This is a genomic window from Pseudomonas sp. RT4P38 (assembly GCF_054897765.1).
Map to the genome: position 1 here is coordinate 2,675,142 of NZ_CM142703.1, position 12,783 is coordinate 2,687,924.

A 12,783-nucleotide genomic window follows, 5' to 3' on the forward strand; every position below is an offset into this window, starting at 1 on the left:
AAGGAGTTCGACATGAACCGATTCGCACACCGTGGACTGCTGACGTTCTGCCTGTTGGCCGCCGGTATCGGTCAGGCCCTGGCCCACTCGGCGGATGAGCACGCCGGTCACGAAATGCCGGCCAAAAGCGCCCGTTCGGAAAGCGCCCAAGTCAAGTTCGCCGACGTGGCGCTGGTGGACCAGAACGGCAAAGCGGTGCGCCTGGAAAAAGACCTGGTGACCGACAAGATTGTGGTCATGAGCTTCATCTACACCAGCTGCACCACGGTTTGCCCGGTGGTGTCGTCGATCATGGGCAAGGTGCAAAAACAGCTGGGTGCCCGAGTCGGCGGCGAGGTGCAACTGGTGTCGATCAGCATCGACCCGCAGCGCGATGACGCCAAACGCCTCAACGATTACGCCCGCAACTTCCAGAACGGCCCTGGCTGGAGTTGGCTGACCGGCAGCTCGCAGTCGATCAACGAAACCCTCAAGGGACTGGGCACCTTCAGCGGGGACTTCAAAAGCCATCAGCCATTGATTCTGGTGGGGGATGGCAACAGCCGCCACTGGACCCGCTACTACGGCTTCACCGACCCGAAGGTGCTGGCCCGTGAAGTGGAGAAACTCAGCGGTCAGCGCAACGTCCACGCCAAACACACGGCCATCGCGATGGAGCAGCAGCCATGAGAGCCCTCGACTGGATCACCCTGACGGTTTGCTTTTGCATGTTCAGTTCGCTGGCGTCCGCCCACGAAGGGCACGAAGAGTCGGCACCCGCGGTGGCCGCCGTTGCCGCACCGCCAGCCAGCGGCACCCGCGATGCGAAAACCTGGTTTACCGACACGCCGTTGCAGGACCAGAACGGCGGGACCCTGCGTTTCTACAGCGACGCGCTGCAGAACCGCGTGGTGCTGCTCAATGTGATTTTCACGAGTTGCAACGATGCCTGCCCGCTGATCACCCGCAAGCTCAAGGAAGTGCGTGAGTTGCTGGGCGACAAGGCTGACGGCATCACTTTTATCTCCCTTACCAGTGATCCGCTGCGGGACACCCCGGCGGTACTCAAGGCTTACACCTTGAAGCAGGGCGTCGATGGTCCCCACTGGCTTTTTCTTACTGGCGACAAGGCGCAGATGGACCTGGTACTGGGGCGCATCGGCCAGATCGTGCCGACCCCCGAGCAGCATTCAACACAACTGATCGTGGGTGACGTGGCCAACAAACGCTGGAGCAAAATCCGTCCCGATGCCCCGGCCGCCGCCATTGCCCAGCGCTTGCAATTGCTGACAATGCCCGTGGCTGGCCGTTGAGCCCGCGCCATGAGAACTTCACTCGCTCTCGGCCTGCTACTGCTTGGCGGCCTCCATTTCGCCGCCGAAGCGTTGCCGCTGAGCCCCGACGAAAGCGCCGGTAAACGGCTGTATCGTGAGGGTGTGTCCGCGAGTGGCGAGCCGATCATGGCGCGGGTCGGGGCGGCGGGTATGCTGTTGCCGGCCACCAGCCTGCCGTGCGCCAACTGCCACGGCGCCGATGGCCTGGGGCGACCCGAAGGCGGGGTGCGACCGCCGGATCTCAGATGGTCGCGGCTCAGCAGCACTTACGGCCAGCAGCAAATCAATGGCCGTCATTACCCGGCGTATACCGAAGGCACGTTGGCGCGTGCCATTCAGGAAGGGCGTGATCCGGGCAACAATCGGCTCGATCCGGCGATGCCGCGATTCGTCCTGTCGACGAATGATCAGCGCAACCTCACGGCCTACCTCAAACGCGTGGCCGATGACCGCGACCCCGGCCTGACGCCCGACAGCCTGCACCTGGGCACCTTGTTGCCACGCCTTGGACCGTTGAGCGAGGAGGGTGCCACGGTGGCGGCGGTGCTCAAGGGCAGCGTCGCGCGAATCAACGAAGCGGGCGGGGTTCATGGCCGGCAGTTGCGCCTGACCATCGTCGATCCGGGCCCGGACCGCGCCAGTGCCGAGCAGGCGCTGGATCAGTTGATCGAGCAAGAACAGGTGTTCGCCCTGATCGCGCCGCTGGCACCGGCACTGGACCTGGACCTGGCCGCGCGCCTGGAGCGGACCGGCATTCCGCTGATCGGACCGCTGTCGTTGCTGGGCACGGCGCAATCCAGTCGTCAGATTTTCGAACCGCTGCCGGGTTTGCGCGAGCAACTGATCGCCCTGGCCGATTACGCCACCGACAGTTTACGGGTGCTCCAGGGACCGACGCTGATCACCTACCCGGACGAGCCCAGTCAACGGTTGGCGGCGCAGAACCTCGGCCAGTACCTGGAAGATCACGCCTGGCAAAAGGTCAGTCTGAAAGCCTACGACTCGGCGCAGGACGAGTTGCCACTGGGCTCGCGTTCGGTGTTTTACCTGGGCAGCGGCGGCGGCTTCAGTCGCCTCGCCGAGCGCTTGCAGGCGGCGGGGCAAGTGCCTTACCTGTTCGCCGCGTCGAACCAAGTGGCGGGTGATCTGTTGCAGGTGCCCAGTGCTTTTTCCCGGCGGGTGTTTCTGGCTTATCCGTTCGTACCCAGTGACTGGACGCTGGCCGGACGCCTGGCCCTGACCCAATTGCGCAAGCACCAGGGGCTCGGCGGTCAGCATGCAGTGCTGCAAGTCGGCGCGTTCAGTTCGATGTTGCTGCTCAGCGAAGGCATGAAACAGGCCGGGCGCGATGCCAGCCGCGAGAAACTCATCAGTGCGCTGGAAGGCCTGCACGACTTCGATACCGGGCTGACCCCGCTGATCAGCTTCGGCCCGGGCCGCCGCCTGGGCTTGAGCGGCGCGCATATCGTTACCGTGGACTTGCCCGACCAGCGCTTTTATCTGGTCGCTCCCTACAAACCTATTGCCGCTACACCCTGACCGGAGGTCTCGATCATGATGCTCAAGACGCTGCTGCTCCTGTTCACGATGTGGGTTCCCTTGGCGTTCTGCAGCGATGGCCCGGCCGCCGCGCGGGTCAATGACGAGGAAATTTCCGAGTTTCGCCTGGAGCGCTATTTCGCCGAGTACCTGGAGGACCAGGGGCGGGCGCTGGGCAGCATCCGCAATCCCAAGGCCTACAAGCAGTTGCGTCAGGCGGCACTGACGGCCTTGATTGACAAAGAATTGCTGTGGCAGGAAGCCGTCAAGCGCGGGGTGGTGATCAGTGACGAGGTGGTGCAAAGCCAGGTCGATCAGACCCGGCAAGCCATGGGCGGTGCCGACGTATTCGCCCGGCGCCTCGAAGACGCCGGTTTTGACGAGGCCGCCTATACCGAGTACACCCGCCGTGAGCTCGCGGCCCAGCGGGTGTTTGCTGACCTCGCCAAGGTCGCCGGGCCAGACGAAAAAAAGGTCCGTGCGTTCTATGAGGAGCATCGAGCCGAGATGAGCCGGCCGGAAGAAATCCAGGCACGGCACATTTTGATCAAAGTGCCTCAAGGCGCTGATTCCGCCACAGTTGAAGCAGCCCGGCTACGCTTAGAGGAGATGCGTGTGAAAATCAGTCAGGGTGAGGACTTTGCCAGCGTGGCCCGGGCCGGTTCCGAAGACGCTTCTGCGAGCGAGGGCGGTGATCTGGGCTATTTTCCTCGTGGGCGGATGATGCCGGAATTCGAAGCAGTGGCCTTTGCCCTGGCACCGGGGGCTCTCAGTACACCGGTGCGTACACCGTTGGGCTGGCATTTAATCTACCTGCAGAACCGCCTGGAGGCGACCGATGTCTCAGAGGTGCAAGGGCTTGAAATGATCAGGGCTTACCTAGCCCGACAGCAACAGGCTCAGGCTCGTCTACAGGTTCTCGCACAGCTGCGATCAAGCAATCGAATCGAACGGATTGACGATGATTGAAGGTTCCCCCCCAATAGTGGGGAATAGCTTCAAGGCACATCCGAGCGCTTCCCCGCCTTTGGGGGATGGAGTTTCTGGATGAAACGGTTTTTTCATGAAAATCAAAGACGTGCAACGGTAAAAAAACCGGCGCTCAGCCTGGCATGAAGTGTGCGTTAGCCTCATTGAAGGCGCGTACTCCCAGGGCTGGAACATCGGACCTGCGGTTTCAAGGAGTCGACCTTGTTAAACAAAGTACTGGTTGTCGAAGACGAACAGCTGCTGGCGGAAAACCTTCAGGGTTACCTGCAGGCGCAAGCGCTGGAAGTCCGGATAGCTCACAACGGTGAATCTGCAATCGGCGAAGCCGAACGCTTTTCACCCGATGTGATGGTGTTCGATTACCGCTTGCCCGACATGGAAGGCTTTGAGGTGCTCGATGCTGTCCGCCAGAACAGGAAGTGTCATTTTGTGCTGATTACCGGGCACCCTACCGCTGAAGTCTGTGAGCGGGCCCGGCAACTGGGAGTCAGCCATATCCTGTTCAAACCGTTTCCAATGGCGGAATTGGCCCGAGCAGTCTGCGACCTTCTGGGGATGGAGCGCGAACCCAGAGCGAGCATGTCCGAGGGATTCGTCGAACGACGCCAGAGCAGGACCGAGAGTTTCCCGCTGCAGTTGTACGACGGCAGTTGGGTGCTGGCAGATCGTCGACGAAGTCCATCGACCTCCAAGGCACCAGACGACGAACAATTGCTCACCGGGGAGTAGTGGCGCGACAAGACGTTCCGGCATCCGCCGCAATGGCCTGCCGCGTCGACAGGGCTCAAAGCCCCCGGCGTTGGAGAGCATGCCATGGACCGTCTATCCCTTGCCGTCGAACCGGCGCTGTTGGACTGTGTATCGTCTCGATTTTCCAGTGAGCAACTGGCTCAGGCCCGGGCCAGGGCCACCCGTTCCGGCGAACGTATCCTGGAAGCCCTCGGGGTGTTGTGCGAACTGGCCCCCATGCCCTTCATCCAGTGCCTCGGCGCTACCCTGCATTATCCGGTGCTCGACACCGACGCCCTGTTTCAATCCACCCCGGTGTTCGACCGGGTCACCCTTGCCCAATGCATCAAGCGCGAATTCATCCTGCTGCGTCACGACGATGCGGTCATCGGAGTATTTGCCGACCCGTTCGACACGGTTCGTCTGGCCTGGATCGACGACTGCCTGCACGGCGCGCCGCTGTATCTGGTGCATGCCGACGACCTGAAGGCCTACCTGGCGCGCCACGAAGAAAGCTTCCACGCCGTGGAATCGCTCAACGCCCAGGCCGGCGCCAATATCGAAATCGATACCCTGCAAAGCCTGTCCCTGACCAGCATCAGTGAAGACGCCAGCGTGGTGGTCAAGCTGGTCAACTCGACCCTCTACGACGCGCTGAAAATGCACGCCAGCGATATCCATCTGGGCACTACCGGCAGCGGCCTGGTGATCAAATACCGGATCGATGGCGTGCTGAACAACATCAGCAAAATCCAGGGCAGCGAGTTCGCCGAACAAGTGATTTCCCGGGTCAAGGTCATGGCCGAACTGGACATCGGCGAAAAACGCGTGCCCCAGGACGGTCGCTTCAAGATCGGCATCAGCGGCCGGCAGATCGACTTTCGGGTCTCGATCATGCCGAGCATTTTCGGCGAAGACGCGGTGCTGCGGGTCCTCGACAAACAGGACCTGGCCGACAAGGTCTGTGGCGTGCAGTTGCAAGCCCTGGGCTTCGACGACGAAACCCTGCGCCATCTGCGTCGGCTGGCGGCCGAACCTTACGGCATGGTGCTGGTGACCGGCCCGACCGGTAGCGGCAAAACCACCACGCTGTACGCGATGATCACCGAGATCAACCACGGTGTGGAAAAGATCATCACCATTGAAGATCCGGTGGAGTACCAACTGCCGGGCGTGCTGCAAATCCCGGTCAACGAAAAGAAAGGCCTGACCTTCGCCCGTGGTTTGCGCTCGATTCTGCGCCATGACCCGGACAAGATCATGGTCGGTGAAATCCGCGACCCCGACACTGCTCAGATCGCCGTGCAATCGGCGCTCACCGGGCACCTGGTGTTCACCACCATTCACGCCAACAACGTGTTCGACGTGATCGGTCGTTTCACCCAGATGGAAATCGACCCTTACAGCCTCGTCTCCGCCCTCAATGCCGTGCTGGCCCAGCGGCTGATCCGCTTGGTCTGCGCCAGTTGCAGCGCGCCGAGCAACCCGACTGACGAAGAACTGCGCGCCTCGGGCCTCGATCCGCAAAAGGTCGATCACTACCACTTCGTCCATGGCAAGGGCTGCGGCCATTGCCGGGGCACCGGGTATCGCGGGCGTACGGCGATTGCCGAACTGCTGCACCTCGACGACGAGCTGCGGCAAATGATCGTCGAGCGCCAACCCATTTCGAAAATCAAGGCCCTGGCGTGCAGCCGTGGCTTGCGCCTGCTGCGCGAGTCGGCACTGGAGCTGGTTGCAGAGGGGCGGACCACGCTCGAGGAGATCAATCGTGTCACTTTTATCTCGTGATCGTTTTGTCGCCGTGCTCGGCGCCAGTGGTGTCGGTCTGGGCCAGCGCCGTGGCAGTGAAACCCTGTGGCTGGGCAGCGTCGGTTTTATCGACGAAGGCTTCCATGCCTGGGCCGTGGCCCTGGAAACGCTCGACCGTCTGCTGGCCGAACACACCCGTCCCGGTGCCGAATTGAGTGTGGTGATCTCCGGGCACTTCAGCCGCTTCTGTCTGGTGCCCTGGAGCGAACAGATCAGCAGCCCTGCCGAATTGCTCGGGTTTGCCCAACTGTGTTTCGAAGACCTTTATGGTGTGCCGACTCAACCCTGGAACATGGTGCTGTCGGCTGAACCGGCGGGCTACGACCGGGTCGCCACCGCGCTGCCGCAGGACTTGCTGACGCATTTGCGCACGCAGGTCGCTGCTCGTGGCCTGCGCCTGCGTTCGGTGCAGCCGTACCTGATGGCGGCGTTCAATCATTTCGATAAAAGCTTCGACGCCGAAGATTTCCTGTTCGTCGTCGCCGAGCCGGTGCGCAGCGTGTTGCTGCTGGCCCGGGAAGGGCGCTGGACATCGGTGCGTTCGGTGGGCAGCAGCGACAGCGACGCCGCACTGACGGCATTGATCGGTCGTGAAAACCAATTACAGGCGTCCATCAGCGACCGGCCGCTGAGCGTTTATCTGCATGCGCCGGCGCGCATTGACTCGCACCCTGACGTACCCGGTGTGCACCTGCGCACCCTCGAAGAAGACCGGACATCCGTACGCGATGGCTTGTACGTCATGTCCCGGGCGGTGGCCTGATATGCGCGCCCTGATGCTCGATTTCCAGCCGCCTCGCCGCTCGGGCCCTTTGGGCTGGAGCCTGCTGGCCGCTGGCGTGGTGCTGACGCTGACCTGCTTGCTGGTTCAGCAGCACCTCAGTGAACAGGCCGCGCAACAGCAAGGCCATTTGCAAACCGCCCAGCGCGGACTCACCGGCGACACCGGCGGCAAAGTCAGCCTGACCCCGGCCGAAACCCGCGAACAGGCGCACAACCTGGCCGAGATGCGCAAGGTGTCCCAGCAATTGCGCCGGCCTTGGGAGCGTCTGTTCGCCATGCTCGAAGCCATGCCCCGGGACGACATTGCTTTATTGACCCTGACCCCGGATGCCCGCAAAGGCCAAGTGCGAATCAGCGCCGAAGCGCGGGATCTGGAAGCCATGCTCGACTTCCACCGCAGCCTCGAAGCCAGCGACGAGCTGTCCGATGTGTCGCTGCTCAGCCACGAAATCGTCGCGAACGTGCCGGAACACCCGGTGCAATTCAACCTGTCGGCTACTTGGGAGATTGGCGATGCAAATCCCTAGATTGATCGTCCACGAATACTTGCAAGGCTTGGGTACTCCCGGCCTGGCAGGGCTGGCGATGTTGCTGCTGGCGCTGGCGTATGGCCTGGTGGGCCTGATGCCTGACTGGCAGTCGCTGCAAACCCTCAGCCAGCAGACTCGGGAAGCCGGCGAATACCTGGCCAACGTCGAAGACGGCACGGTTGCCGCTCCGGTGGTGCCGCAACGTCAGCTCGAGGATTTTCGCAGCAAGTTGCCGTCCCAGCCTCAGGCCACCGTGGCCATTGACAAGATCTACGCGCTGGCGGCCCAGGAACACATCACCCTGGCGCGCGGTGAATATTCCCTGGGAATCGACCCCAAGACGCACCTGGCCCGGTATCAGATTCTGCTGCCGGTGCGCGGCAGCTACCCGCAACTGCGGCGCTTCCTGCATGCCTTGCTCGGCCAGTTGCCGGCGGTGGTGGTGGAAGACGTGGAGTTCCAGCGTAAAAAAATCGCCGACACCGACCTCACCGGGCGGATCCGCATGACCCTTTACCTGTCGAGGTCATGATGAATACCAAACGCGTAGTGGGCTGGGTGGCGTTCTTCGGCATGGCGGCGGCGCTGACCTGGCTGCCTGAATATTTCACGTCGTCGCAGGAGGGCGATGCTTCGGTTGCCGCCCTGGCTACCCCGGCTAAAAGCAAAATCCGCGGTGCGCTGCCCGCCACGTCCGCCGGTAAAACTGCGGCGGCAGTCAAGGACCTGGGCCCGGCTGGCGACCTGTTCGCCGCCCGTAGCTGGAAGGCTGCGCAGCAGCTCGCCACCGTCACCGAACAACCCGTCAACCTGACCCCGGTCGTGCAAGCCCCCAGCGCACCACCGATGCCTTTCCAGTTCATTGGCAAGTTGAGTGACCGTTCGGACCTGCAAGTGTTTTTGCAGAACGGCGAAAAAATATACGTCGTACGCAAGGGGGATGTGATCGACGAAACCTGGCGGATAGAAGGGATTTCCGATGTGGAACTCAGCTTCGTCTACCTGCCTCTGCATTTGTCTCAGACTTTGTCTGTGGGGAGCACGCAATGAACAGATCCCGTTTGCTGATGAGCCTTTGCCTTTGTGCAGGGTTGGCCGCGTGCAGTTCCGCGCAGGTCGCCAAGCAAGAGGCGACCGACCTGATGGAGTCGGGACAATACGAAGCCGGCCTGGCCCGCATCGAGGAAGGGCTGAAGGAAAACCCTCGCAACACCGAGCTGCACCTGGCCCTGAACAGCAGCCGTGCTCGTGCAGTGACGGCGCTGTTGACCCAGGGCGACATGGATCGCGCCCAGCGTGATTTCGCTTCCGCCCGCCAGGCTTACCGCCGGGTGTTGACCATCGAACCGAACAACCGCCGTGCCCAGGACTCGCTGCGTCAGCTCGATCACATGCGCAGCCTGGATGAAAAACTCGAACTGGCCCGTGGTGACCTGCGTCGCGGTGACATCTACGGTGCCGACCGCCAGGTGAAACAGATCCTCGAACTGGACCCAAAGAATGAAGGGGCGCTAGAGCTGCAAAGCGACGTCCGCCTGGTGCAAAGCCGCAACGTGATTGCGTATCCACAACTGCGGACCCGTCTCGATCGGCCGGTGACCCTGGAATTTCGCGAAGCCAACCTGAAAACCATCTTCGAAGTGCTGTCGCAGGTCGCCGGTTTGAACTTCATCTTCGACAAAGACCTGCGCCCGGACATGAAAGCCACCATCTTCGTGCGTGACGTGCGCATCGAAGACGCGGTGGAACTGCTGCTGCAACAGAACCAGCTGCACCAGAAAGTGGTGAACGAAAACACCTTGCTGATCTACCCGGACTCACCACAGAAGCTCAAGGATTATCAAGAGCTGGTGATGCGCACCTTCTACCTGACCAGCATTGATGCCAACACCGCGCTGAACATGATCAAAACCATGCTCAAGACCCGCGACGTGTTCGTCGATGAACGCCTCAATACCCTGACCATGCGCGACTCTGAAGACGCGATCCGCATGGCCGAAAAACTCCTGCAATCGCAGGATCAGTCCAACCCTGAAGTGGTGCTGGAAGTGGAGGTGATGGAAGTCGCCACCCAACGGATACTCGACCTAGGCCTGCAATGGCCGAACACCTTCGGCGTGGTCAACAGCGACGGCTCGGCCGTGACCCTGCTCGATCAACTCAAAGGCATCAACTCCAGCCGGATCTCCATCTCACCGTCGCCGCAGGCCAAGATCAACGCCCAGGACAACGACATCAACACCCTGGCCAGCCCGGTGATTCGCGTCAGCAACCGCGAACAGGCGCGCATCCACATCGGTCAGCGCGTGCCGATCATCAGCGCCACCTCGGTGCCCTCGACTCAAGGCCCGGTGATCACTGAAAGCGTCACCTACCTGGACGTCGGTCTGAAGCTCGAAGTGCAGCCGACCGTGCATTTGAACAACGAAGTGGCGATCAAAATCGCCCTGGAAGTGAGTAATGCCACGCCACTGGAACCGACCCGCCAGGGCACGATTCCGGTTCAGGTCGATACCCGCAACGCCCAGACCACCCTGCGTCTGCATGACGGCGAAACCCAGATCCTCGCCGGCTTGATGCGCAACGACCATGGCGCCACCGGCAACAAGATCCCCGGCCTTGGCGACATTCCAGGTCTTGGCCGCTTGTTCGGCAGCAACAAGGACACCGTCGGCAAGTCGGAGTTGGTGCTGTCGATCACGCCGCGGATCGTGCGCAACCTGCCGTACCAGAGCCCGTCGGACATGGAGTTCACCACCGGAACCGAAACCAGCATGCACATTCAGGCACCGGACCGTGGGATGGACTCGGCGATTCGCACAGAGGCCCTGAGCGCTCCGGTTGCTTCCACCCGCGTTGTCGTCGAGAAGCCTTGATCATGAACGCCTCGCAACGCGGTTTTACCCTGATCGAAGTCGTTGTGACGCTGGCCCTGATCGGCCTGCTGGCCGGCATGGCCGCGCCGCTGACCGAGACCGTGGTGCGCCGGGGCAAGGAGCAGGAACTGCGCGCGGCGCTGTACCAGATTCGCGATGCCATCGACGCCTACAAACGTGCTTTCGACGCCGGCTACATCGAGAAATCCCTGAACAGCAGCGGCTACCCGCCGAACCTGCAAGTGCTGGTGGACGGTGTGCGCGATGTGCGCAGCGCCAAGGGCGCCAAGTTCTTCTTTTTACGGCGCGTGCCCCATGACCCGCTGGCGCCGGTCAAGCGTGACGACGAAGGTGGCTGGGGCGTGCGCTCCTACGACAGTACGGCTCAGAACCCGCGCGAAGGCGAAGACGTCTTTGACGTTTACTCCAAGGCTCGCGGCAAGGGTCTCAACGGCATCGCCTACCGGGAGTGGTGAGATTATGCGTCGGGAAAAGGGGTTTACCCTGCTGGAACTGATGGTGGTCATGGCAATCATCGCCACCCTGATGACCATCGCGTTGCCACGCTATTTCAACAGCCTCGAGGTCTCGAAAGAGACCACGTTGCGCCAGAGCCTGTCGGCCATGCGTGAAGCACTGGATCACTACTACGGCGACACCGGGCGTTATCCCGACTCCATCGAACAGCTGGTCGAGCAACGTTATCTGCGCAACCCGCCGATGGACCCGATCGCTGAACGCAAAGACCTTTGGGTACTGGTGGCGCCGCCTGACGGCGTCCCGGGCGGAGTTGCCGATATCAAAAGCGGGGCCACAGGGAGGGCGCGTGATGGCAGCCTTTATTCCGAGTGGTAAGCCCTCGAACGAGGCCGGGTTCACTTACCTGGGCGTGCTGTTTCTGATCATGCTGATGGGCCTGGGCCTGGCCAGCGCCGGCGAGTTGTGGTCCACCGCGTCGCGCCGTGATCGTGAACGCCAGTTGCTCTGGGTCGGTACTCAATACGCTCAGGCATTGCGCAGTTATTACCGCAGTTCACCTGGCCTGGCCCAGTACCCTCAAGCACTGGCGGACCTGTTGCAGGACGAGCGTTTTCCGTCGCCCAAACACCACTTGCGCAACCTGTACCCGGACCCGATCGGGGGGGGGGGATGGACGCTGATGCGCGGTTTCGACGGGCGCATCACCGGCCTCAGCAGCCCCTCCACGGACAAGCCGCTCAAGCAGGCGGATTTCCCCACTCAATGGTCGGACTTCACCGGCATGGCGAGTTACAAGGACTGGCAGTTCGTGGCCGAGAAGGCCTTCCTCGAGGGTGCGTCCGCACCCAAAGGCCCCTCCAAAAACGCCTCAGGCGTTGGGGCGGTGATGCCATGAACAGACACTGGCTACCGGCCCTGGTCCTGATGCTGATGACGTCTTTCGTGTCGGCCGCCGAAGAAGACGAAATGTTGGGTTTTATCGTCGACGACACGATCTCGCACATCGGCCACGACTTTTACTACTCGTTCAGTGAACGCCTGCGCGCCACCAGCCCGATGGACTTCAACCTGGTGGTGCGTGAACGACCTTCGGCACGCTGGGGCAGCCTGGTGACCGTGGAATATCAGCAACGATTGGTTTATCGGCGCTTCCTGCCGCCGAACACCGTGGAGTTGAAGGACGAGGCCTATGAGGCTGCCGATCTGGTCCGCGTGCAGATCGTCCAGCGCAAGCTGGAAGCCTTGTTGCAGGACACCACCGACCTTGAGAGGGACGAACTATGAACATTAGAGCTTTCTCGCAACGCACGGGCATGTGGCTACTAGGGCTCGGTAGTTGTGGGCTGGTCCAGGCCACAGAGCTGGTCTACACGCCCATCAACCCCTCGTTTGGCGGCAACCCGTTGAACGGAACCTGGTTGCTCAACAACGCCCAGGCGCAAAACGACTACGACGACCCTGACTTGAAGGACCGTGCGTCCGTGGCCGGCGCTTCGGCCCTGGAGCGTTTCACCAGTCAGCTGCAATCACGACTGCTAGGCCAGTTGATGGACAACATCTCCGCGGGCAATGCCGGGAGCCTGACCACCGACGCTTTTGTTGTGAACGTCATCGATGACTCTGGCGCACTGACTATTGAAGTGACCGACCGAGCGACCGGTGAAGTTTCCGAAATCCAGGTGAATGGCCTGGCCCCTTGACGGGGATTTGGGTTGATGGGGAGTTAAGGAC

The 12,783-nt window shown here is 61.7% G+C and carries 16 protein-coding genes; all 16 read left to right on the top strand.

What is annotated here, in order from left to right:
- Positions 1-12: 12 nt before the first annotated feature.
- The 16 genes from ACYZT7_RS12505 (at position 13) to ACYZT7_RS12580 (ending at position 12,752) form a co-directional block, all read left to right on the top strand.
- Positions 13-669: an SCO family protein gene (locus ACYZT7_RS12505; protein WP_462041242.1), complete on the top strand. Its 657-nt coding sequence runs from the start codon at positions 13-15 to the stop codon at positions 667-669.
- On the top strand, positions 666-1,292 hold the full coding sequence (locus ACYZT7_RS12510; RefSeq protein WP_462041243.1) for an SCO family protein: 627 nt from the start codon (positions 666-668) through the stop codon (positions 1,290-1,292). Before ACYZT7_RS12505 ends, ACYZT7_RS12510 begins: the two co-directional genes overlap by 4 nt.
- A gap of 9 nt (positions 1,293-1,301) precedes the next feature.
- Entirely contained in the window at positions 1,302-2,852 is a 1,551-nt protein-coding gene (locus ACYZT7_RS12515) for a cytochrome c/ABC transporter substrate-binding protein (RefSeq protein WP_462041244.1), read from the top strand.
- Between the two features lie 15 nt (positions 2,853-2,867).
- Positions 2,868-3,821, top strand: coding sequence for a peptidylprolyl isomerase (locus ACYZT7_RS12520; RefSeq protein WP_462041245.1), 954 nt, complete (start codon positions 2,868-2,870; stop codon positions 3,819-3,821).
- 222 nt (positions 3,822-4,043) lie between these two features.
- Entirely contained in the window at positions 4,044-4,571 is a 528-nt protein-coding gene (locus ACYZT7_RS12525) for a response regulator (protein ID WP_462041246.1), read from the top strand.
- A gap of 84 nt (positions 4,572-4,655) precedes the next feature.
- The gene (locus ACYZT7_RS12530; protein ID WP_462041247.1) at positions 4,656-6,362 is read left to right on the top strand and encodes a GspE/PulE family protein; all 1,707 of its coding nucleotides are present in this window, start codon (positions 4,656-4,658) and stop codon (positions 6,360-6,362) included.
- On the top strand, positions 6,343-7,146 hold the full coding sequence (locus tag ACYZT7_RS12535; RefSeq protein WP_462041248.1) for a hypothetical protein: 804 nt from the start codon (positions 6,343-6,345) through the stop codon (positions 7,144-7,146). Before ACYZT7_RS12530 ends, ACYZT7_RS12535 begins: the two co-directional genes overlap by 20 nt.
- Position 7,147: 1 nt before the next feature.
- A complete protein-coding gene (locus tag ACYZT7_RS12540; protein WP_462041249.1) occupies positions 7,148-7,693 on the top strand; it encodes a PilN domain-containing protein in 546 nt (181 codons plus the stop codon).
- Complete coding sequence (locus ACYZT7_RS12545) at positions 7,680-8,228, top strand: GspMb/PilO family protein (protein WP_462041250.1); 549 nt, start codon at positions 7,680-7,682, stop codon at positions 8,226-8,228. The genes ACYZT7_RS12540 and ACYZT7_RS12545 overlap by 14 nt, the downstream gene beginning before the upstream one ends.
- The gene (locus ACYZT7_RS12550; protein ID WP_462041251.1) at positions 8,228-8,746 is read left to right on the top strand and encodes a hypothetical protein; all 519 of its coding nucleotides are present in this window, start codon (positions 8,228-8,230) and stop codon (positions 8,744-8,746) included. Before ACYZT7_RS12545 ends, ACYZT7_RS12550 begins: the two co-directional genes overlap by 1 nt.
- Entirely contained in the window at positions 8,743-10,572 is a 1,830-nt protein-coding gene (locus tag ACYZT7_RS12555; protein ID WP_462041252.1) for a secretin N-terminal domain-containing protein, read from the top strand. Before ACYZT7_RS12550 ends, ACYZT7_RS12555 begins: the two co-directional genes overlap by 4 nt.
- A gap of 2 nt (positions 10,573-10,574) precedes the next feature.
- Entirely contained in the window at positions 10,575-11,048 is a 474-nt protein-coding gene (locus tag ACYZT7_RS12560) for a type II secretion system protein (RefSeq protein ID WP_462041253.1), read from the top strand.
- 4 nt (positions 11,049-11,052) lie between these two features.
- The gene (locus tag ACYZT7_RS12565) at positions 11,053-11,427 is read left to right on the top strand and encodes a type II secretion system protein (protein ID WP_056746582.1); all 375 of its coding nucleotides are present in this window, start codon (positions 11,053-11,055) and stop codon (positions 11,425-11,427) included.
- Positions 11,402-11,947, top strand: a complete 546-nt coding sequence (locus ACYZT7_RS12570; protein ID WP_462041254.1) for a type II secretion system protein — start codon at positions 11,402-11,404, stop codon at positions 11,945-11,947. The genes ACYZT7_RS12565 and ACYZT7_RS12570 overlap by 26 nt, the downstream gene beginning before the upstream one ends.
- The gene (csgE, locus tag ACYZT7_RS12575; RefSeq protein WP_282381189.1) at positions 11,944-12,336 is read left to right on the top strand and encodes a curli production assembly/transport protein CsgE; all 393 of its coding nucleotides are present in this window, start codon (positions 11,944-11,946) and stop codon (positions 12,334-12,336) included. Before ACYZT7_RS12570 ends, csgE begins: the two co-directional genes overlap by 4 nt.
- Positions 12,333-12,752 (top strand): curli assembly protein CsgF, encoded by a 420-nt coding sequence (locus ACYZT7_RS12580; RefSeq protein ID WP_462041255.1) that lies wholly within the window; start codon positions 12,333-12,335, stop codon positions 12,750-12,752. The genes csgE and ACYZT7_RS12580 overlap by 4 nt, the downstream gene beginning before the upstream one ends.
- The last annotated feature ends 31 nt before the right edge of the window (positions 12,753-12,783 follow it).